The sequence below is a fragment of the Ensifer meliloti genome, from assembly GCF_030064585.1.
Classification (GTDB): Bacteria; Pseudomonadota; Alphaproteobacteria; order Rhizobiales; family Rhizobiaceae; genus Sinorhizobium; species Sinorhizobium meliloti.
Genome location: NZ_CP120365.1, coordinates 39,332 through 60,511, shown reverse-complemented (window position 1 = coordinate 60,511; position 21,180 = coordinate 39,332). Strand labels below are relative to the sequence as shown.

Sequence of the window (21,180 nt, the reverse complement as noted above, 5' to 3'; positions counted from 1 at the left end):
GGTTACTCGACCACCTTCGGAACGAGGAAGAAGTTGCGATCCGAATTCGGCGCATTGGCGACAATGTCGTCCGCCTTGTCACCATCCGCGACGATGTCGTCGCGCTTTTTCATCTTCATCGGCATCACCGACGTCATCGGCTCGACTCCGTCGACATCCACTTCGGAGAGCTGCTCGACGAAGCCCAGGATACCGTTGAGTTCGCCGGTCATCCGCTCGGCTTCCTCATCGCTGACGGCGATGCGGGCAAGGCGCGCGACGCGCTTCACGGTGGCAAGGTCTACGGACATGATCGTCTCCGGTATCGCAAAGTTTCCCCCGCTATAAAGGCGAGTTGCACAACGTGCAACTCGCGAATGGCGCCGACCGGCTTCCGGCTGGGCTGCGCTCCTCTTCAGAGGGTTACTGCGCCACCGACCTCGGGGGTGGCGACCAATGTCGAGGCGCCGTCCATGCCGGCAATGAAGGTCTCCGGCGTCTGGTCGATGATCGGGAAGGAGCCATAGTGGCAAGGGATCGCCGTGTTGAACTTGAAGTAACGCTGGCACGCGAGCGCGGCCACGGCACCGCCCATGGTGAAACGGTCGCCGATCGGCACGATGCCGATTTCCGGCTCGTGCAGTTCCTGCACGAGCGCCATGTCGGAGAAGATGTCCGTGTCGCCCATGTGATAGAGCGTCGGCTCGTCGTCGAAATGGAGAACGAGGCCATTGGCATTGCCGAGCGAATGCGAAACGCCGTCGTCGGTGATCTGCGCCGATGAATGCAGCGCGTTGACGAATGTGGCGGTGAAGCTCCCGAGCTGGATGGTTCCGCCCGTATTGCCCGGCTCCAGCTTCGAAATGCCCTGCCGGCCGAGCCACATGCAGAGGTCGAAATTGGCAAGGACCGTCGCGCCGGTTTCCTTGGCTATGGCAACGGTGTCGCCGACATGGTCGCCGTGGCCGTGGGTCAGCAGAATGTGGGTCAGTCCCGCCGTTGCGGCCTTGCGCTCCTCGTCCCGAAAGGCCGGATTGCCGGTGAAGAACGGATCTATCAGTATTTTGGCTTTCGCCGTTTCGATATGGAAGGCGGAATGTCCCAGCCATTTGATGTTCATGATGTTCTCCTCAGATCGCGCGCGGCACCCCAGGCGAGTCGGGCGATAAAATTGATCGATTTATGTCTAGGACAAGCATATGGATCAGACCAGCGCACTGGAAAGATCGAATCGGTAAATCCCATGGCAATTCTCACGATGGAGGAACTCGCGGAGCGGCTGCCGCCCTATCAGTCGGTGGCAGGCCTGGACCTCGGGACGAAAACGATCGGCATTTCGGTTTCCGATCTGGGGCGGCGCTTTGCGACGCCGCGCGAGGTGATCCGCCGCGTCAAGTTCGGCGCCGACGCGCAGGCGCTCCTGTCTTTTGCGGAGAAGGAAAAAATCGCCGCCTTCATCATCGGCTTGCCGGTGAATATGGACGGATCGGAAGGGCCGCGCTGCCAGGCGACGCGGGCCTTCGTGCGCACTATGGGAGAAAAGACCGATATCCCCTTCGTCCTCTGGGACGAACGCCTGTCCACGGTGGCAGCCGAGCGGGTACTGATCGAAATGGACGTATCGCGGAAAAAGCGGGCCGAACGCATCGATTCGGCCGCCGCTTCCTTCATCCTTCAGGGAGCGCTGGATAGATTGGCATCGCTGGCGAGAGGCGCTTCCGGCGATCGGGACGCGCCGTAACGGCGCCGATACCAGGCCGCGATCTGCCTCCGCTTCCTGAGCGCGACAAGGCCGAACACGATCAGGCTGTCGACGATCATGGCCCGGGCGACGAGCGGCGGAATGGTTTCCGGCGGGATTCCCAGGATACTCCCGTAAACCCGGAAGACGAGCTCATGCGCCTCTCGCGTCAGCATGAAGACGCCGAAGCTCATGTCATAGTAGGAGAGCCCGTACCAGCCCGTAAGCAGCATCACGGGACCGCCCCAGAAGATCAGCAACCACTTCATGAAGCGCCCCTCTCCGGCTGGTGACCGCTAAGAAGCGGAAAGATTGCACGATCAAGCAGGACGAACGTGGTCAGGACGGCCGCGAGGCTCGCTATGTCGAGCGCCAAGCCGGCGAAAAAGATCACCATGATGATCAGCAAGGCAGCTCTCACCGGCCGCTCCGTTCCATCCTTAAAAAATCACACCGCCAGTATCTCCGCTTCGGAGGCAGAAGCGCAACGTAAACCATTTGTTAAGGTTAATATTCACAGTGAAAGCCGGCTTGCGGCCGCCTGTCCAGCGCTCTACAGCGAGTTCTGCGCACCTCATAGGGCGCGCGGCGCTGCGTGCGTGAACCTCCGTCTGCCTGGAGCCCTGATGACCATCGTCTTCGAAAGCATTCTGCCGGTCTTCCTGCTCGTGATCCTTGGTGTCGCGCTCCGGCGCTCGACGCTTGTCGACCAGGGGCTATGGATCGGGCTCGAGCAGTTCGGCTATTATTTTCTCTTTCCCGCTCTGCTCTTCTCGACGCTGGCGAAGGCGGACCTGGCCGGCCTCGAGGCTGATGCGACGGCCGTCGCTACGGTCGGCAGCGTCACATTGATGTCGGCCGCCCTCCTCTCGGCCTGGCCTCTGCTGCGCCGAGGCGGCATTTCCGGCCCCACCTTCACGTCGGTGTTCCAGACGGCCACGCGATGGAATGCCTTCATTGCACTGGCGGTCGCTGAAAAACTATTCGGCACGGCTGGACTCAGCCTGACGGCTCTCGTCATGGCACTGCTCATCATCCCGATCAATTTCTACAATATCGCCGTTCTGACCTGGTTCGGCGGCGGCAGCCGTGGCATCGGTTTTTTCTTTTTGAAGATCATCACCAATCCGCTGATCATCTCGTCGGCGCTCGGGATATTGTTCAACTTGACGGGCATCGAACTGTATGAGCCCGTGATGACGGCGGTCGACATGCTGGCGAGCGCTTCGCTCGGGCTTGGGCTGATCCTGGTCGGGGCCGGCCTCAAGATCGCCGACGCCTTGAACCCGAGCATCCCGGTCCTGTTCGCGGTCGTGCTCAAGCTGATCGTCATGCCGGTGTTCATGGTGGGCGGCAGCGCGCTTCTCGGCATCCGGGGGGATGCCCTGCTCGTCATCGCCGTGGGTGCGGCCGTCCCGACCGCCATGAACGGCTATCTTCTGGCCAAGCAGATGGGGGGTGACGCGGAGCTTTACGCGTCCGTCGCCACGATCCAGACGGCGGCCTCGTTCCTGACGATACCGCTCGTGCTCTTCGTTACGGGCTATGTTGCGGCCGGGTAGAGCAAATCGAGGACATAGGCCGAATCGAAGCGCGAATCGAGCATGCCGTAAGTCGAGCGCCAGCCGGCGGCCAGGCGCGATTCCAGGAACGCATCGGCGATGCGCCCGGCCCCGAGCCTGTAGAGTTCGGCAGCAGCCGCCGCCAGCGCCAGTTGCTCGACCAGCATGCGTGCCGCGCCCTCGTCGCGCTCGCAGAGCGACATGGCGGCACGCAGAACCTCGATCGTCTTGCGCCCGGCGGGGCCGAGATCGCGGCCGATCGTTGCGAAGAGCTGTTCGAACAGTTCCTTCCGGCGCCCGAGCACCCGCAGGACGTCGAGCGCCATAACGTTGCCGGAGCCTTCCCAGATCGCATTGACCGGGGCTTCGCGGTAGTGGCGCGCAAGCGCCCGCTCCTCGACATAGCCGTTGCCGCCCATGCACTCCATCGCCTCATAGATCAGCGCGGGGGCGATCTTGCAGCACCAGTATTTCGCGACCGGCGTCATGATACGGGCGTAGGCGGCATCCTCCGCGCTGCTATGGGCATTATCGAAGGCTTCGGCCAGGCGGAACGACAGTGCGCTTGCGGCCGCGACATCCAGGGCCATATCGGCGAGCACCCTGGTCATCATCGGCTGGCTGACAAGCGCCTTGCCGAAGACCTTGCGGCCGCGGGTATGATGCACGGCTTCGGCGAGCGATGCGCGCATCATCCCGGCCGAGGCCAGCGCGCAGTCGAGCCGGGTCAGCGTCACCATGTCCAGGATCGTGCGGATACCGGCATCCGGCGTACCGAGCAAGAAACCGAAAGTGTCGGAAAACTCGACCTCGGAGGAAGCATTGGAACGGTTGCCCAGCTTGTCCTTCAGGCGCTGGAAACGCAGACCGTTGGCCCCGCCGTCCTCCAGCAGCCGCGGGACCAGGAAGCAGCCGAGCCCCTCCCGGGTCTGTGCCAGCATGACGAAAGCGTCGCTCATCGGCGCGGACATGAACCATTTGTGTCCGGTGAGGCGATAAATGCCCTCCCCCACCCGTTCGGCCGTGGAGGTATTGGCGCGCACGTCGGTGCCGCCCTGCTTCTCGGTCATGCCCATGCCGATCGTGACCGCGGACTTCTGCATCCACGGCCGATTGGACGAATCATATTTGCGCGAGAGGATCTTCGGCGCCCATTCCTTCTGGACGGCGGGGGAAGCGGTAATCGCCGCGACCGAGGCACTGGTCATCGTCAGCGGGCAGAGATGGCCGCATTCGAGCTGCGCGGTCAGATAGAAGCGGATCGCCCTTACCTTGTGCGAGCGGCCGCGCTCATCGGGCAGGTTCTCCCAGGCGGAAGAATGCAGACCGGTCGTCATGGAGCGGCGCATCAGCGCATGCCAGGCGGGATGGAACTCGACGACGTCGAGGCGCTCGCCGCGCGGCCCGTGCGTCTTCAGCTTCGGCACGCCTTCATTGGCCATCCGGGCCAGTTCCTGTGCCTCGGGCGAAGTCACATAGCGCCCAAGCCCATCGAACTCGTCGCGCAGCGTCTTCGGCATGCTGGACGTGATGTCGACCACCAGCGGGTCGGAGCGAAAGGCGTTGACACCGGACCAGGGCTTGGGCTGGTTCAGTTCTGCAAGTTTTTGTTCTGTCCGGTTCATCTGATTCATGGGCCGGTTTTAGAGCCTTTCCTGTCCAAATGGAAACAATTCTGTTGGCCCAAGTTTTCTTCGGAACGGGCGGCGCGCCGCTTGCCGCGCCGGGGTCCACGTTCTATAGAGCGACCGAATTCCAGAAATGCAAGGGCGGCTCATGATCACCTTCCCGCATCGCCACCTGCTCGGCATCAAGGGGCTGACGGAACAGGATATCACGCTCCTGCTCGATCGCGCCGACGAGGCCGTCAAGATCTCTCGACAGAGGGAAAAGAAGACCTCCTCGCTGCGCGGGCTCACGCAGATCAATCTGTTCTTTGAAGCCTCGACCCGTACCCAGTCCTCATTCGAGCTCGCCGGAAAGCGGCTCGGCGCCGACGTCATGAACATGTCCGTCGGCAATTCCTCGGTGAAGAAAGGCGAGACGCTGATCGATACGGCGATGACGCTGAACGCCATGCACCCGGACGTGCTGGTCGTTCGCCACTCGTCGGCGGGGGCTGCCTCGCTGCTTGCCCAGAAGGTCTCCTGCTCAGTCGTCAACGCCGGCGACGGCCAGCACGAGCACCCGACGCAGGCGCTGCTCGACGCGCTGACGATCCGGCGCGCCAAGGGCAAGCTCTCGCGGATCATCGTGGCGATCTGCGGCGACGTTCTCCACTCGCGCGTCGCCCGCTCCAATATCCTGCTTTTGAACCAGATGGGCGCCCGTGTGCGGGTCGTCGCGCCGGCGACGCTGCTTCCCGCCGGCATCGCCGAGATGGGCGCCGAGGTCTACCACTCCATGGCCGAGGGCCTCAAGGATGCGGACGTGGTGATGATGCTGAGACTCCAGCGCGAGCGCATGGCCGGCTCCTTCGTGCCTTCGGTGCGCGAGTACTTCCATTACTACGGCCTGGATGCCGAGAAGCTCAAGGTCGCGAAGGACGACGCGCTCGTCATGCATCCGGGGCCGATGAACCGCGGCGTCGAGATCGCCTCGGAGATCGCCGACGGGCCGCAAAGCGTGATCGAACAGCAGGTCGAGATGGGCGTCGCCGTGCGCATGGCGGTGATGGAAACATTGCTTCTCTCCCAGAACCAGGGGCCGCGCCTATGACCAGACCACTCGTTCTGCAGAACCTCCGCATCGTCGATCCCTCGCGGAAACTGGACGAAATCGGCGCCATCATCGTCGGGGACGACGGCCGTATCCTCGCGGCCGGGAAGGATGCGCAGAACCAGGGCGTACCTGCGGACGCCTTCGTCAAGGACTGCGCCGGCCTCACCGCCGTCCCGGGATTGGTCGATGCGCGCGTCTTCGTCGGCGAACCGGGCAGCGAACATCGCGAGACGATCGAGTCGGCCTCGCGTGCAGCGGCAACCGGCGGCGTCACTTCTTTCATCGCCATGCCGGACACCGATCCGGTGATCGACGATATCGCGCTTGTCGAATTCGTGCAGAAGACCGCGCGCGACAAGGCGCTCGTCAACGTCCATCCGGCGGCGGCCCTGACCAAGGGACTGCTCGGCCAAGAGATGACCGAGATCGGGCTGCTTCGCGATGCGGGCGCCGTCTGCTTCACCAACGGGCGACAGCCGGTGCACGATACGCTCGTGCTTCGCCGCGCGATGACCTACGCGCGCGAGTTCGGTGCCGTCGTCGCGCTCGGGACGCGCGACAAGTATCTCGGCGCCAACGGCGTCATGAATGAAGGGCTGCTTGCGAGTTGGCTCGGCCTTCCCGGCGTGCCGCGCGAAGCCGAGATCATTCCGCTCGAACGCGACCTGCGCATCGCCGGCCTGACGCGTGCGGCCTATCACGCGGCTGAAATTTCCGTTCCCGAATCGGCCGAGACCATTCGCATCGCCCGCGAGCGCGGCACCAACGTCACCTGCGGCATCTCGATCAACCACTTGACCCTGAACGAGAACGACATCGGCGAGTACAGGACTTTCTTCAAACTCTCGCCGCCCTTGCGCACCGAGGACGATCGCGTCGCGATGGTCGAGGCGCTGGCCGACGGAACGATCGATATCATTGTCTCGTCTCATGATCCGCAGGACGTCGACACCAAGCGCCTGCCCTTCGCGGATGCCGCGGACGGGGCGATCGGCCTCGAAACACTGGCGGCAGCGGCGCTGCGGCTCTATCACAGCGGCGAAGTGCCGCTGATGCGGCTGATCGATGCTCTGTCCACCCGCCCGGCCGCGATCTTCGGCCTGGATGCCGGCACGCTGAAGCCCGGCGCCCGAGCCGACATCGCCGTCATCGACCTTGACGAGCCTTGGGTTCTCCACAAGGAGACGCTCGTCTCACGCTCCAAGAACACGCCTTTCGAAAATGCACGCTTTACCGGACGGGTCGTCCAAACCTATGTTGCTGGCGAACTCGTGCATTCGGCATAACCGGCGCGGGTCAGCGGAAGGGGGGACCGGTGGACATGTTTTCCTGGCAGTTGGGGCTGCCTTCGACTTTCGCATGCCTTGTTTTCGGTTATCTGCTGGGCTCGATCCCGTTCGGCCTCATTCTGACGCGGATGGCCGGCCTCGGTGACGTACGCAAGATCGGCTCCGGCAATATCGGCGCGACGAATGTGCTCAGAACCGGCAACAGGAAGCTTGCCGCCGCCACGCTGCTGCTCGATGCCCTGAAGGGCACGGCTGCCGCAGCGATCGCATCCTACTGGGGTGTCGAAGCGGGCATTGCCGCCGGTTTTGCCGCCTTTCTCGGACACCTTTTTCCCGTCTGGCTTTCCTTCAGGGGCGGCAAGGGCGTTGCGACCTATATCGGCGTACTGCTCGGCCTCATGCCGGTTATGGTGCTCCTTTTCGCAGCCATCTGGCTGGCGATGGCAAAGATCACCCGCTACTCCTCTCTTTCGGCACTCGTCGCGACCGCCGCCGTCCCCATCGCGCTCTATGCAGCCGGCAACGGCAAGGTGGCCGGGCTCTTTGCGGTCATGACGGCCATCGCCTGGATCAAGCACCGCGCCAACATCCAGCGCCTCCTGAGCGGCACCGAAAGCCGGATCGGAGAAAAGGGCTGATGCCGCCGGGCGGCGCTCGACGGACCGGGACCGCGCTCAGCGAACGGCAGAAGATCGCATGGTTGCGGCTCATCCGAAGCGACAATGTCGGCCCGGCAACCTTCCGCGATCTGATCAGCCATTTCGGCAACGCAGAGGCGGCGCTCGAGGCGCTGCCGGAACTTTCGCGTCGTGGCGGGGCGGACCGGTCCTTCCGCATTGCCACGGTGGACGAAGCCGAGCGAGAACTCGAGGCCGCACACCGGTTCGGTGCCGTGTTCGTGGGCATCGGCGAACCCGATTATCCGGACGCGCTCAGACAGATCGACGGCGCCCCGCCGCTTCTCGCGACGAAGGGCAATTTGAACGCGACGGCCCGTCCCTCGCTTGGGATCGTCGGCTCACGCAATGCCTCGGTCAGCGGCGCGAAGTTCGCGGCGATGATCGCCCGCGACGCCGGAGCTGCCGGCTATGTCATCACATTAGGGCTCGCCCGCGGCATCGACACCGCCGCGCACCGCGCCAGTCTGCGGACAGGCACGATCGCCGTGCTCGCCGGTGGCCTCGACCGCCCCTACCCGCCGGAGAATCTCGGCCTCCTGCAGGAAATCGTCTCCGGCGAGGGGCTGGCGGTCAGCGAGATGCCCTTTGGCTGGGAACCGCGCGCCCGGGATTTCCCGAGACGAAACCGGCTCGTCGCGGGCATCAGCCTCGGTGTTGCGATCGTCGAAGCCGCGAACCGTTCAGGGTCACTGATCACTGCGCGCTATGCCGCCGATTTCGGCCGGCTGGTCTTTGCCGTTCCCGGGTCGCCTCTCGATCCGCGCTGTCATGGCACGAACGATCTCCTGAAACAGGGGGCGACCGTTACGACCTCTTCGGCGGACGTGATCGAGGCGCTGGCGCCTCTCAGCCGCGACGACCTTTTCTCGCGGCTGGAAGCCAACGAGCCAAGCGCCGAGGAGCCGCGGCCGATGCCGCAGCCGCCGGACGACACAGATCGCTCGCGCGTCGTCGAGGCTCTCGGGCCGACGCCGGTCGCAATCGACGATCTCATCCGATATACCGGCCTTGCCGCACCGCAGATCCATATGGTGCTCGTCGAACTGGATCTTGCCGGTCAGCTCTGCCGTCACGGAGGCAATCTCGTATCCCTCGCGACGGCCGAATGACGGCCAGGACCTGTCGCTCCGCCGCGTCAAAGACAGCGGCAAGAATGACGACCACTGGTTGAGCCGATTCGAATGTTGCCGCTTGGTTGCGGTCGAGCGTGATATAGCTATTTTCGATCAAACCCCTTGACCGCGCCCGAATCCCTGTCCATGTCGTGGCGTCGGATTGGCGCGCAGGGTCGCCAAACAAGTTGTTTCAGAGAATGTCGATGAATGTTGTAGTGGTGGAATCGCCTTCCAAGGCCAAGACGATCAACAAGTACCTGGGCCCAGGCTACAAGGTGCTTGCCTCGTTCGGCCACGTGCGTGACCTGCCTGCCAAGGACGGATCGGTTCGCCCCGACGAAGACTTCGAGATGTCCTGGGAGGTCGACGGCGCTTCCGCCAAGCGGATGAAGGACATCGCCGATGCGGTGAAATCGTCCGACGGTCTCATTCTCGCGACCGACCCCGACCGCGAGGGCGAGGCGATCTCCTGGCATGTGCTCGACCTTCTCAGGAAGAAAAAGGTCATCGGCGACAAGCCGGTCAAGCGCGTCGTCTTCAATGCGATCACCAAGAAGGCCGTGCTCGATGCGATGGCCGAACCCCGCGACATCGATGCCTCGCTGGTCGACGCATATCTCGCACGCCGCGCTCTCGACTACCTCGTCGGCTTCAATCTTTCGCCCGTGCTCTGGCGCAAGCTGCCGGGCGCACGCTCGGCGGGCCGCGTGCAATCGGTGGCGCTGCGCCTCGTCTGCGACCGCGAGGCGGAGATCGAGCGCTTCGTCACCGAAGAATACTGGAACATCTCGGCGCTTCTGAAGACACCGCGCGGCGACGAATTCGAAGCGCGCCTCGTTTCGGCCGACGGCAAGCGGCTGCCGCCGAAGGCGATCGGCAATGGCGAGGAAGCCAACCGGTTGAAGTCCCTGCTCGACGGCGCGAGCTACGTCGTCGAGAGCGTCGAGGCCAAGCCGGTCAAACGCAATCCCTCCCCGCCCTTCACCACTTCGACGCTGCAGCAGGCCGCCTCCTCGAAGCTCGGCTTCTCGGCATCGCGCACCATGCAGGTGGCGCAGAAGCTCTATGAAGGCGTCGATATCGGCGGAGAAACCGTAGGTCTCATCACCTATATGCGAACGGACGGCGTGCAGATGGCGCCGGAAGCGATCGAGGCCGCGCGCCAGGCCATCGGCAGCCAGTTCGGAGAGCGTTATCTTCCGGAAAAGCCGCGCTTCTATTCCACCAAGGCAAAGAATGCCCAGGAAGCGCACGAGGCCATTCGCCCGACCGATTTCGACCGCACGCCCGACCAGGTCCGGCGCTTCCTCGACGGCGACATGCTGAGACTGTACGATCTTGTCTGGAAGCGCGGTATCGCGAGCCAGATGGCGTCTGCGGAGATCGAGCGCACCACCGCCGAGATCGTCGCCGACAATGCCGGCAAGAAGGCGGGTCTCAGGGCAACCGGCTCGGTCATCCGCTTCGACGGCTTCATCGCTGCCTATACCGACATGAAGGAAGACGGCGAGCAGGCGGATGACGGCGACGAGGACGGCCGCCTTCCGGAAATCAACGCACGCGAAAATCTTGCCAAGCAGAAGATCAACGCCAGCCAGCACTTCACCGAGCCGCCGCCGCGCTATTCGGAAGCGACGCTCATCAAGAAGATGGAAGAGCTCGGTATCGGCCGCCCGTCAACCTATGCGGCGACCGTCACGACCCTCATCGACCGTGACTATGTGGAGATCGACAAGCGCAAGCTGGTGCCGCAGGCGAAAGGCCGTCTGGTCACTGCGTTCCTCGAAAGCTTCTTCACCCGCTATGTAGAATATGATTTCACCGCGTCGCTCGAGGAGAAACTCGACCAGATTTCGGCAGGCGAACTCAATTGGAAGGACGTGCTGCGCGACTTCTGGAAGGACTTCTTCTCCCAGATCGAGGACACCAAGGAACTGCGCGTCACCAACGTGCTCGATGCGCTCAACGAGGAACTGGCTCCGCTCGTCTTCCCGAAGCGGGAAGATGGCGGCGACCCGCGCATTTGTCAGGTCTGCGGCACCGGCAAGCTGTCCCTGAAGCTCGGCAAATACGGCGCTTTCGTCGGATGCTCCAATTACCCGGAATGCAACTACACGCGCCAACTCTCCTCCGACAGCAACGGTGACGCCGAAGCAGCTGCAGCGAACGAGCCGCAAAGCCTCGGCAAGGATCCGCATACCGGCGAGGAAATCACGCTGCGCAACGGCCGCTTCGGCCCCTATGTCCAGCGCGGCGACGGCAAGGAGGCGAAACGCGCCAGCCTGCCGAAGGGTTGGACGCCGGCGGCGATCGATCACGAGAAGGCCCTCGCCCTGCTCTCCCTGCCGCGCGATATCGGGCCGCATCCGGAAAGCGGCAAGATGATCTCCACCGGCATCGGCCGCTATGGCCCCTTCGTGCTTCACAACGGCACCTATGCCAATCTGGAATCCGTCGAGGACGTCTTCTCTATCGGTCTGAACCGCGCGATTTCCGTCCTTGCCGACAAGCAGTCCAAAGGGGCTGGCGGCGGACGCGCTAGCGCGGCGGCCCTCAAGGAGCTTGGGGAACATCCGGACGGCGGCGCGATTACTGTTCGCGACGGACGCTTCGGGCCCTACGTCAACTGGGGCAAGGTGAATGCCACGCTGCCGAGGGGTAAGGACCCGCAATCGGTCACGGTCGAGGAAGCGCTTGCGCTCATCGCCGAGCGCGAAGCGAAAGGCGGCGTGACCAAGGGCAAGGCGGCAAAGGGAAAGCCGACCGGGGGAAAATCGGCCGGAACGAAGTCTGCCAAGGCTGCATCGGCCGGAACTGCGAAAGCGGAGAAGCCGAAATCAGCAGCGAAGACGAAAACGAAAGCGGCCGCGAAGGCCAAGAAGGACTGACCTTGACCAGGATTCCGCGCGACCCGACCGAAACGCCCGCAAAGGGCGCAGGCAAGAAGAACGGCCGCGCGGCCAGGACGGCACCGGCCGGAGAAAAGGAGACGATCGTTCATGGCGTCGTTCCTTCCCGCGAGGTGCTGATGCGCTTCATCGCCGAGAACCCGCAACACGCCTCGAAGCGCGAGATCGCCAAGGCGTTCGGCCTGAAGGGCGAGGCACGGGTAGAGCTCAAGGGACTGCTGCGATCGCTCGAGGAGGACGGGCTCGTCGAGAAGAAGCGCAAGTCGCTCGTTCGCCCCGGCGGGCTCCCGCCCGTCACCGTTCTTGACATTACCATTCGCGACGTCGATGGCGACCTGATCGGCCGGCCGGCCGAGTGGCTCGACGACGACGGCGTCGCGCCCGCAGTCCTGATCAAGCAATCAAGCGTCGCCAGGGCCAAGGGCAAGACGCCGGTAGGCGGTCTCGGCGACCGGGTGCTCGCGAAGATTTTCCCGGCCAAGGAACGCGGCGGCCCTGCCTATACCGCGCGTATCATCAAGGTGCTCGACAAGCGCAAGGACGCGGTCCTCGGCGTCTTCCGCGCCACGCCCGGCGGCGGCGGCCGGCTGATGCCGATCGACAAGCGCGGCGAGGAGCTCCTCATCGATCCGGAGTTCATCGGCGACGCCAAGGAAGGCGATCTCGTCGAAGCGCATCTTTCGCGGATCGGCCGCTACGGCCTGCCGCGGGCGCAGGTGCAGAACGTCATCGGCTCGGTCGCGTCCGAAAAGGCGATCTCGATGATCGCCATCCATGCCCATGGTATCCCGCACGTCTTTCCGGAGAGGGTGCTGCAGGAGGCGGAAGCCGCGCGTCCTGCAACCATGGCGCATCGCGAGGACTGGCGCACCCTGCCGCTCATCACCATAGACCCGGCGGACGCCAAGGATCACGACGACGCCGTCTACGCGGAGCCGGATTCGTCGCCGGACAATCCGGGCGGCGTCATCGTCACCGTCGCGATCGCCGACGTCTCCTGGTACGTCAGGGCACGCTCGGCACTCGATCTCGAGGCGTTGAAACGCGGCAATTCCGTCTATTTTCCCGACCGGGTCGTACCGATGCTGCCCGAGCGCATATCCAACGACCTCTGCTCCCTGAAGGAAGGCGTCGACCGCCCGGCGCTTGCGGTCCGGATGCGCTTTTCCAAGGAAGGCCGCAAGGCCGGGCATACGTTTCACCGCATCATGATGCGAAGCGCCGCCAAGCTCTCGTACCAACAGGCGCAGACCGCGATCGACGGTGCTCCCGACGACAAGACCGGCCCCATACTGGATACGATCCTCAAGCCGCTCTGGGAAGCCTATCGTACCCTCACCCGCGGAAGGGAGCGCCGTCAGCCGCTCGAACTCGACGTGCCGGAGCGCAAGATCATCCTGAAGCCGGACGGCACGGTCGATCGGGTCTTCGTGCCGGAACGCCTCGATGCGCACAAGCTCATCGAAGAGATGATGATCCAGGCGAATGTCGCCGCTGCCGAGACGCTGGAACAGAAACGTCAGGTTCTGATCTATCGTGTCCACGACCAACCCTCGCTCGCCAAGCAGGAGAGCCTTCGCGAATTCCTGGCGACGCTCGACATCGCGCTCGCCAAAGGCGGCAACATGCGGGCGAACCATTTCAACGGCATTCTCGCCAAGGCCGACGGAAAGCCTTACGAGACGATCGTGAACCAGATGGTGCTTCGTTCGCAAAGCCAGGCGATCTACAGCCCGGAAAATATCGGTCATTTCGGCCTGAACCTGTTGCGCTACGCCCACTTCACCTCGCCGATCCGGCGCTATGCGGATCTGATCGTGCACCGCGCGCTCGTTTCCGCGCTCGGGCTCGGCGAAGGCGGCATAATGCCCGAGGAAGAAGCAGCGCTCGACGATATCGCCGCCGAAATCTCGACCTTCGAGCGGCGCGCCATGGCGGCTGAACGCGATACGATCGATCGGCTGATCGCCCACCATCTGAACGGCCGCGTCGGCGAAGAGTTCGACGGACGGGTTTCCGGCGTCACCAAGGCGGGACTTTTTGTCACCCTCCCCGCCTATGGCGCCGACGGCTTCATCCCTATATCTACGCTCGGGCGCGACTATTTCATCTATGATGAGGCGCATCAGGCCCTTTCCGGCGAGAAATCCGGACTGGGTTACCGTCTCGGGGACCCGGTGCAGGTCAAGCTTGTAGAAGCGGTGCCGTTGGCCGGTGCACTCCGTTTCGAAATGCTGAGCGAGGGACGAAAGATGCCGACGGCAATGCGCTCCTTCCACAAGGCCGGCCGCCGCGACCGGACGGGTGCGCGCAAACGCCCGGGAACGCGACCGCCCCGCGGCAGGCACTGACAGCCGGACGCGCGACGTCCGGCACGAGGATTGGACATGAAGGCAACGGCGACAGACATGCTTCAGCTCGGCGGAGCGGAGGGCGACAAAAGGCCTGTCGGCCGCTCGATCAAGCGTGGCCTTTTCGGGACCTGTCCGGCCTGCGGCCGCGGCCGGTTGTTCCGCGCCTTCCTCAAATCGGTGGACGCCTGCGACGCCTGCGGCGAACGCATGGATCACCACCGCGCCGACGACTTCCCGCCCTATATCGTCGTCACGATCGTCGGCCATGTCGTGCTCGGCGGTTATATGATGACCGATCTCGTGCTGCCGCTTACGACATGGCAGCATCTCGCGATCTGGGCGCCGGTTACGCTTGCCAGTTCGCTCGCCCTGATGCAGCCGGTCAAGGGCGCGGTCATCGGCCTGCAATGGGCGTTGAGAATGCACGGCTTCGGCGGTCACGACGATCTGCCTGAAGACGTCCTCCCGCCGCGAGATCCTTCGGCATGACCCCGGAGCCGCTTGGCGGCCGCGCTTTCGCACTCGAGGCCGAAGCGGCGAGTTCTCCTACGGTCAGGACGCGCGATGCGGCCTCCATCATGCTTCTCGACAGATCCGGCAAGGACATTCGCGTGTTGATGGGCAAACGCCACAGCGCCCACGTCTTCATGCCGGACCTTTACGTCTTTCCGGGTGGCCGCCGCGATCCCGGCGACCATCGCCTGAGTTTTGACGGCGATCTTCATCCGGCGGTTCTGCGATCTCTCAGGGCAGGCGACGGGCGGGCGATCACCGAGGCTCGCGCACGGGCGCTAGCACTTGCGGCCGCGAGGGAACTTTACGAAGAAGCCGGGGTAAGCCTCGGCCGGACACGCGAGCGCCAAGGCGCGGTGCTTCCGTTTCTTCCCGATCTTTCGAACTTGCGCTATATGGCGCGGGCCATTACTCCTCCGGGACTGCCGAGGCGGTTTGACACACGGTTCTTTGCCGTTTTCGCGGACGAGGCCGAGATCGATCCCTCACTGGTGGCGGAAAGCCGGGAGCTTCAGGATTTGCAGTGGATCGATGTCAACGACTTTTCCGCGCTTCGCGTGCCGGAGATCACCGCAATCATCCTCTCGGATCTGAGAAACGATCTCATGTCGGATCCTTCGCTTCCGCCTGAAAGAACCGTTCCATTTTATTTTACGCGCCATGGGCGCTTTCACCGCACGCTTCTCTGAGGGCCCTATCGCATGTCGAAGCCGCCGCCCGGTACGTCAGGACCGGTTGACGAAATCCACTGGCCTTCATTGATCGCCGCGCTCGCGTCGATCACTGCCGTCGGCATCGCGATCGGCCTGGGGCTCCCGCTGCTCAGCGTCATCATGGAAAAGCGGGGCATCGCGCCCACCCTGAACGGGCTGAATGCGGCAATGGCCGGCCTCGCATCGATGGCCGCCGCCCCGTTCACGATGAAATTCGCCCATCGTCACGGCGTCGCTCCGACCATGCTGCTGGCGATAATGTTTGCGGCGGCGAGCTCGCTCGGTTTCTACTACCTCACGAATTTCTGGCTCTGGTTTCCCCTGCGCATCGTCTTTCACGGCGCAATCACCGTCCTCTTCATCCTTTCGGAGTTCTGGATCAACGCCACCGCGCCCCCCAACAGGCGCGGCTTCGTGCTCGGGATTTACGGCACGGTACTCTCGCTCGGCTTCGCGAGCGGTCCCCTGCTCTTCTCCATCCTGGGCAGCGAAGGCTTCCTGCCCTTCGCTGTCGGCGCGGGCGTCATCCTGCTTTCCGCGATCCCGATCTTTCTCGCGCGCAATGAAAGCCCGGTGCTGGACGAAAAGCCGAAGCGCCATTTCATGCGTTATGTCTTCCTGGTGCCGACCGCGACGGCCGCCGTCTTTATCTTCGGCGCGGTGGAATATGGCGGGCTTTCCCTGTTTCCCATCTTCGGGACCCGCGCGGGTTTCAGCGAATCGCAGGCAGCGCTGCTGCTGACGGTCATGGGCGTCGGCAATTTCATCTTCCAGATCCCCCTCGGCATGCTTTCCGACCGCGTGAAGGACCGCCGTACGATCCTGTCGGCGCTGACCCTGATCGGGCTCGTAGGCGCCCTGTTCCTGCCTACGCTGGTTGAAAACTGGTTCCTGATGGCGCTTGTTCTTCTGTTCTGGGGCGGATGCGTCTCCGGTCTCTATACGGTCGGCCTCAGCCACCTCGGTTCCCGTCTTCAGGGAGCGGACCTTGCGGCCGCCAACGCCGCCTTCGTGTTCTCCTACGCCGTCGGCACGGTAGCGGGTCCGCAGGTGATCGGGGCGGCCATGGATGTGACGGGCAATGACGGCTTTGCCTGGGCAATCGCCGGCTTCTTCGGGCTTTATGTCGTACTTTCCCTGGTCCGCATCGTTTTGAAACCAAAACGGCCTTGACTTTTCGGTCGTGATTTGTAGTTTCGCGGCAACTTGACCGTGGCCCGCAATCGGTTGTCCACGGCTTTCAATTTTTCATAAAGGCAGGACGACCATGGCGAAAGCTACCACCATCAAGATCAAGCTGCTGTCGACGGCCGACACCGGTTACTTCTACGTCACCACCAAGAACAGCCGCACGATGACGGACAAGATGACGAAGACGAAATACGATCCGGTCGCGAAGAAGCACGTCGAATTCAAGGAAGCCAAGATCAAGTAAGATCGCCGCTTTCTTCGATCGAGGAGCGCCGCCCGCAGGGCCGGCGCTTTTTCTTTGCGCTTTTCCGTTCTTTGCGCTTTTCCGGCGCTTGAACCTGAAACGAACGGAAGAGACGAAAACGCCGCCTCTTTCGAAGCGGCGTTTCGAATGGGGGTCGACTGGTCCGGTTGCAGCACGAGGAATCCGCAAGTCCGAGGCCAGCCGACCGACCCCACGACCCAGGAGATGCGGCGGACCTGAGCATCATGGGGTAACCGAATGCTGTGGAAGTTTCCTTCCTCGCTTATCAGCATTGCCTGAAACTAAAAAAAAATCAATGCATTCTTAATCGCCGAAGAGGGGTTGCTCGGCGTTTGGTTAATTCTGTTTCAGAATCGGACAGTGTCGCCTGCAGATGTGCTTACCCCGGCACGGGCCACGCGAAGAAAAACGGAACCTGAAGGAACCCGCGCGCGAGGCCCTGAAAAGCTCAGCATGTGCGGCGGATCAGGCAGCGGCAGCGACGACGCGGTTCCGTCCGCCGTTCTTCGCCTGATAGAGCGCCATGTCGGCCCGCTTCAGCAAAGCCTCGGCCGTATCGCCATGCGGCCTCAGGGTTGCAATGCCGAGCGACGCCGTTACGTTCAGGACCGTCGCGGCCTGCGGAATGTCGAAGCCACGGCTCTCGACCGCCAGTCGAAGCCTCTCCGCAACGATTGCAGCCATTTCGGGCGTCGTATCCGGCATGACGACCACGAACTCCTCCCCGCCGAAACGGCAGGCAAGATCCGCGCCGCGCACCGTGGCGCGAACACGGTTGGCAAATTCGCGCAGTACATCGTCACCGGCATCATGGCCGTGAGTGTCGTTCACACGCTTGAAGCGATCGATATCCGTGATGCAGATCGACAGCGGACGCCCCCTTGTGGTCGCGCGATCGATCAGCAGCTTCAGGTGGTTTTCCAGATAACGCCTGTTGTGGAGGCCGGTGAGATCATCGGTCACGGCCAATTCGATCGTCTGCTGGACACTTGCGCGCAGGCGATCGTTGCAATGCTTGCGCCGGATCTGCGTGAGGGAGCGGGCGACAAGTTCGTTCGGATCGACGGGTCGCATGATGTAGTCCGTCACGCCCAGTTCGAGTGCGCGGACGATTCTCTCATCGTTTCCCTGCTCGGTTACCAGCAGGATCGGAATGAAGCGGGTCCGCTCGAGCGAGCGCAATTGCGAACACAGACGCAAGGGATCGTAGTCGTCGAAATTCGCGTTGACGATGATCAGGTCGAAACTGCTTTCGGCGGCCTCGAACAGAGCGGCCTGCGGGTCCGATATGACGGCGACATCGGCGATCGGCTTCAGGGCACGGGTGAGCCGTTCCTGTGAAGAAGCGCGGCCATCGACCAGTAGCACGCTGCCGGGCTCGTCCGGCCGATCGACACGGGCCAGTTCCTGCAGCCCGATCGTTTGCGCCGTCTGGGCTCTGAGACGCAGCTCGTCGCTGACGTTCTTCAGGCGTACGAGGCTTTTCACGCGCGACATGAGCTGCAGATCGTTCACGGGCTTGGTCAGGAAGTCGTCGGCGCCGGCCTTCAGCCCGCGCACACGATCGGACGGCTGATCGAGCGCCGTTATCATCACGACCGGAATATGCGCGGTCCGGCTGTTCGCCTTCAGTCTTTCGCAGACCTCGAAACCGTCCATCCCCGGCATCATGATATCGAGCAGGACGAGATCCACCGGCGTCTTTTCGCATGTCGCCAATGCGGCGTGCCCGTCCCCGGCCGTAAGCACGTCGAAATATTCGGCCACGAGCCGCGCTTCCAGGAGCTTCACATTGGCTGGTACGTCATCAACGACGAGGATGCGCGCAGTCATATCGATCTTTCCGGCAGTCAGGCATCGCCCAGGTATGTTTTGATCGTCTCAATGAATTTTGGAACGGAAATCGGCTTGGAGACATAGGCCTCGCATCCCCCTTGGCGGATGCGTTCCTCGTCGCCCTTCATGGCAAAAGCGGTTACGGCAATGACCGGAATCACGTGAAGCTCATCATCTTCCTTGAGCCATTTCGTGACCTCGAGGCCGGAGACCTCCGGCAATTGGATGTCCATCAGAATCAGGTCGGGACGATGCTTGCGCGCGAGTTCCAGGGCTTCCATGCCGTTGCGCGTCTGGATCGTCGCGTAGCCCGAAGCCTCAATCAGGTCGCGGAAGAGCTTCATATTCAGCTCGTTATCCTCAACAATCATTACCTGTTTGGGCATGTCGATCCCTTGCTGTCTGCCGCCGCCTTGCAAGTCTCCGGGAGAGATTTAAGTTGCAACAACGGCGACTCGACCCATTTCGTCGATCGCCAGGCTAGCGCGATTTGGTTGAAAAATAGGTAATTGCGGCCGCCAAACGAGAAGAGAGCGCATATCATGAAGAACGCTGACGATACGGCGATCGCCATCCTCACCTGGCTCGCGAACGAGCCTGAGCTGATGTCGCGCTTTCTGGCGCTTACCGGCACCGATCCCGCCTCCCTGCGCAGCGCCATCGGCGAGCCGGGCTTCATGGGCGGACTCGTTGCGTTCCTGATGGAGCACGAACCGACGCTGATGGCCTTCTGCAACGAAACGCAAACCTCGCCGGAAGAGGTCGTCCGGGCGCACCATGTCCTCTCCGGCCCACGTGACTTCGAGGACTGAATGGTGCCGATACGCGATGTGCGCGGCGCGGTACACCGCCCGACGCCGAATGCGCCCTGACGACCAAACAGTGCCCCGAAGTCCGGCCGGCGATCGGCCCGCACCATCTCAAATTTAACAGCGATATCCAAAACAGCCTCCAGCCGCCGCCTTGAGACTCAGCAGCGTAGAGCGTAAAGTCGCCGCGTTCAACATTTGTTCCGGATATGATCGACAGCGCCGCCCCACCCTCCGGCTTCTGCCGTGATTGCCTCAAGGAGCAAGCCGCCCATTCACGGCGGTGCCTCGCCTGCGGCAGTCCGCGGCTCCTCCGGCACTCCGAACTCTACCGGTTGACCCTCGCGCATATCGACTGCGATGCCTTCTATGCCTCGGTCGAGAAGCGCGACAATCCGGAGCTCGCCGACAAGCCCGTGATCATCGGCGGCGGTAAGCGTGGCGTCGTCTCCACGGCCTGTTACATTGCCCGCATCCATGGCGTGCGCTCCGCCATGCCTATGTTCAAAGCCCTCGAAGCCTGCCCGCAGGCCGTGGTGATCAAGCCCGACATGGAGAAATATGTGCGCGTCGGGCGCGAGGTCAGAGCGATGATGCAGGAGCTGACGCCTCTCGTGCAGCCGCTGTCGATAGATGAGGCCTTTCTCGATCTGAGCGGCACCGAGCGGCTTCACCACGATCCGCCCGCCCGAACGCTTGCCCGCTTCGCCAAGCGTGTAGAGCAGGAAATCGGCATCACCGTTTCCGTCGGGCTTTCCTACTGCAAATTCCTGGCCAAGGTCGCCTCGGACCTTCAGAAGCCCCGCGGCTTTTCGGTCATCGGCCAGGCCGAAGCCGTCGACTTCCTGAAAGCCAAGCCCGTTACCCTCATCTGGGGCGTCGGCAAGGCCTTCGCCGCCACGCTCGAAAGGGACGGAATCCGCGCGATCGGGCAGCTCCAGACGATGGAAGAGGCGGACCTCATGCGCCGCTACGGCACGATGGGCCGGCGGCTCTACCGGCTTTCGCGCGGCCTGGACGAAAGGTCCGTGGAGATCGACGGAGAAGCGAAGAGCGTCTCCTCCGAGACGACCTTCAACGACGACCTGGCGCGCCAGGAGGACCTCGTAGCGCATCTGAGGGGCCTCAGCGAACAAGTGGCATTCCGCTTGCGAAAATCCGCGCTGGCAGGGCAGACGGTGGTGCTGAAGCTCAAGACCGCGGACTTCAAGACCCGAACGCGCAACCGCCGGTTGGAAAGCCCGACCCGCCTGGCCGACCGCATCTTCCGCACCGGCCTGCAGCTGCTCGAGAAGGAGGTAGACGGGACGAAATACCGGCTGATCGGCATCGGCGTCAGTGATCTGGTCGATCCCGATCTCGCCGATCCGCCGGATCTTGTCGATCCGCAGGCCTCCCGGCGTGCCGCCGCCGAGGACGCGATCAACAGGCTGCGCGACAAGTTCGGAAAGACAAGCGTCGAGACCGGCTACACATTCGGCAAGGGGCGGCGCGGACAATAGC

21 protein-coding genes are annotated in these 21,180 nt (G+C 63.1%); 14 read left to right on the top strand and 7 right to left on the bottom strand.

Going from position 1 to position 21,180, the window contains the following annotated elements:
* Nucleotides 1-2: 2 nt before the first annotated feature.
* Entirely contained in the window at nucleotides 3-290 is a 288-nt protein-coding gene (gene gatC / locus PZL22_RS07325) for an Asp-tRNA(Asn)/Glu-tRNA(Gln) amidotransferase subunit GatC (protein WP_003533050.1), read from the bottom strand.
* 104 nt (nucleotides 291-394) lie between these two features.
* Entirely contained in the window at nucleotides 395-1,099 is a 705-nt protein-coding gene (locus PZL22_RS07320; protein ID WP_003533048.1) for a metal-dependent hydrolase, read from the bottom strand.
* A gap of 123 nt (nucleotides 1,100-1,222) precedes the next feature.
* Here PZL22_RS07320 and ruvX point away from each other — a divergent pair, with 123 nt between their 5' ends.
* Nucleotides 1,223-1,720: a Holliday junction resolvase RuvX gene (ruvX, locus tag PZL22_RS07315; protein WP_003533046.1), complete on the top strand. Its 498-nt coding sequence runs from the start codon at nucleotides 1,223-1,225 to the stop codon at nucleotides 1,718-1,720.
* Here the strand turns inward: ruvX and PZL22_RS07310 are convergent.
* Both PZL22_RS07310 and PZL22_RS07305 read right to left on the bottom strand, forming a co-directional pair.
* Nucleotides 1,654-1,989 (bottom strand): DUF6105 family protein, encoded by a 336-nt coding sequence (locus PZL22_RS07310; protein WP_003533044.1) that lies wholly within the window; start codon nucleotides 1,987-1,989, stop codon nucleotides 1,654-1,656. The two genes, ruvX and PZL22_RS07310, sit on opposite strands and share 67 nt — an antisense overlap.
* Complete coding sequence (locus PZL22_RS07305; RefSeq protein ID WP_010969169.1) at nucleotides 1,986-2,141, bottom strand: hypothetical protein; 156 nt, start codon at nucleotides 2,139-2,141, stop codon at nucleotides 1,986-1,988. The genes PZL22_RS07310 and PZL22_RS07305 overlap by 4 nt, the downstream gene beginning before the upstream one ends.
* A 205-nt stretch (nucleotides 2,142-2,346) precedes the next feature.
* On the opposite strand from PZL22_RS07305, the gene PZL22_RS07300 reads away from it, so the two are divergent.
* On the top strand, nucleotides 2,347-3,282 hold the full coding sequence (locus tag PZL22_RS07300; protein WP_003533040.1) for an AEC family transporter: 936 nt from the start codon (nucleotides 2,347-2,349) through the stop codon (nucleotides 3,280-3,282).
* Here PZL22_RS07300 and PZL22_RS07295 read toward each other — a convergent pair.
* Nucleotides 3,264-4,916, bottom strand: coding sequence for an acyl-CoA dehydrogenase family protein (locus PZL22_RS07295; RefSeq protein WP_003533037.1), 1,653 nt, complete (start codon nucleotides 4,914-4,916; stop codon nucleotides 3,264-3,266). The genes PZL22_RS07300 and PZL22_RS07295 overlap by 19 nt on opposite strands.
* 142 nt (nucleotides 4,917-5,058) lie before the next feature.
* Here PZL22_RS07295 and PZL22_RS07290 point away from each other — a divergent pair, with 142 nt between their 5' ends.
* The 10 genes from PZL22_RS07290 (at nucleotide 5,059) to rpmG (ending at nucleotide 17,011) form a co-directional block, all read left to right on the top strand.
* The gene (locus tag PZL22_RS07290; protein ID WP_003533035.1) at nucleotides 5,059-6,000 is read left to right on the top strand and encodes an aspartate carbamoyltransferase catalytic subunit; all 942 of its coding nucleotides are present in this window, start codon (nucleotides 5,059-5,061) and stop codon (nucleotides 5,998-6,000) included.
* Nucleotides 5,997-7,289 carry a dihydroorotase gene (locus tag PZL22_RS07285; RefSeq protein WP_003533033.1) on the top strand — a complete coding sequence of 431 codons (1,293 nt, stop codon included), beginning with the start codon at nucleotides 5,997-5,999 and terminating at the stop codon, nucleotides 7,287-7,289. The genes PZL22_RS07290 and PZL22_RS07285 overlap by 4 nt, the downstream gene beginning before the upstream one ends.
* Before the next feature lie 35 nt (nucleotides 7,290-7,324).
* Complete coding sequence (gene plsY, locus PZL22_RS07280) at nucleotides 7,325-7,930, top strand: glycerol-3-phosphate 1-O-acyltransferase PlsY (protein ID WP_003533031.1); 606 nt, start codon at nucleotides 7,325-7,327, stop codon at nucleotides 7,928-7,930.
* Complete coding sequence (gene dprA, locus PZL22_RS07275; protein ID WP_284718583.1) at nucleotides 7,930-9,081, top strand: DNA-processing protein DprA; 1,152 nt, start codon at nucleotides 7,930-7,932, stop codon at nucleotides 9,079-9,081. Before plsY ends, dprA begins: the two co-directional genes overlap by 1 nt.
* 209 nt (nucleotides 9,082-9,290) lie before the next feature.
* The gene (topA, locus tag PZL22_RS07270; protein ID WP_003533027.1) at nucleotides 9,291-11,975 is read left to right on the top strand and encodes a type I DNA topoisomerase; all 2,685 of its coding nucleotides are present in this window, start codon (nucleotides 9,291-9,293) and stop codon (nucleotides 11,973-11,975) included.
* A gap of 2 nt (nucleotides 11,976-11,977) precedes the next feature.
* Nucleotides 11,978-14,347 (top strand): ribonuclease R, encoded by a 2,370-nt coding sequence (rnr, locus tag PZL22_RS07265; RefSeq protein WP_003533025.1) that lies wholly within the window; start codon nucleotides 11,978-11,980, stop codon nucleotides 14,345-14,347.
* Between the two features lie 36 nt (nucleotides 14,348-14,383).
* On the top strand, nucleotides 14,384-14,839 hold the full coding sequence (locus tag PZL22_RS07260) for a DUF983 domain-containing protein (RefSeq protein ID WP_010969162.1): 456 nt from the start codon (nucleotides 14,384-14,386) through the stop codon (nucleotides 14,837-14,839).
* Nucleotides 14,836-15,552: an NUDIX hydrolase gene (locus PZL22_RS07255; RefSeq protein ID WP_003537638.1), complete on the top strand. Its 717-nt coding sequence runs from the start codon at nucleotides 14,836-14,838 to the stop codon at nucleotides 15,550-15,552. The genes PZL22_RS07260 and PZL22_RS07255 overlap by 4 nt, the downstream gene beginning before the upstream one ends.
* Before the next feature lie 12 nt (nucleotides 15,553-15,564).
* A complete protein-coding gene (locus tag PZL22_RS07250; RefSeq protein WP_003537639.1) occupies nucleotides 15,565-16,749 on the top strand; it encodes an MFS transporter in 1,185 nt (394 codons plus the stop codon).
* Nucleotides 16,750-16,843: 94 nt separating this feature from the next.
* Complete coding sequence (gene rpmG / locus PZL22_RS07245) at nucleotides 16,844-17,011, top strand: 50S ribosomal protein L33 (RefSeq protein ID WP_003537640.1); 168 nt, start codon at nucleotides 16,844-16,846, stop codon at nucleotides 17,009-17,011.
* Nucleotides 17,012-17,497: 486 nt separating this feature from the next.
* Here the strand turns inward: rpmG and PZL22_RS07240 are convergent, their stop codons facing one another.
* Nucleotides 17,498-18,865: a PleD family two-component system response regulator gene (locus PZL22_RS07240; protein ID WP_003537641.1), complete on the bottom strand. Its 1,368-nt coding sequence runs from the start codon at nucleotides 18,863-18,865 to the stop codon at nucleotides 17,498-17,500.
* Between the two features lie 17 nt (nucleotides 18,866-18,882).
* Nucleotides 18,883-19,254, bottom strand: a complete 372-nt coding sequence (locus PZL22_RS07235) for a response regulator (RefSeq protein WP_003537642.1) — start codon at nucleotides 19,252-19,254, stop codon at nucleotides 18,883-18,885.
* Nucleotides 19,255-19,410: 156 nt separating this feature from the next.
* On the opposite strand from PZL22_RS07235, the gene PZL22_RS07230 reads away from it, so the two are divergent.
* Complete coding sequence (locus PZL22_RS07230; protein ID WP_003537643.1) at nucleotides 19,411-19,680, top strand: DUF3572 domain-containing protein; 270 nt, start codon at nucleotides 19,411-19,413, stop codon at nucleotides 19,678-19,680.
* Nucleotides 19,681-19,886: 206 nt separating this feature from the next.
* Nucleotides 19,887-21,179: a DNA polymerase IV gene (locus tag PZL22_RS07225; protein ID WP_003531881.1), complete on the top strand. Its 1,293-nt coding sequence runs from the start codon at nucleotides 19,887-19,889 to the stop codon at nucleotides 21,177-21,179.
* Nucleotide 21,180 lies beyond the last annotated feature (1 nt).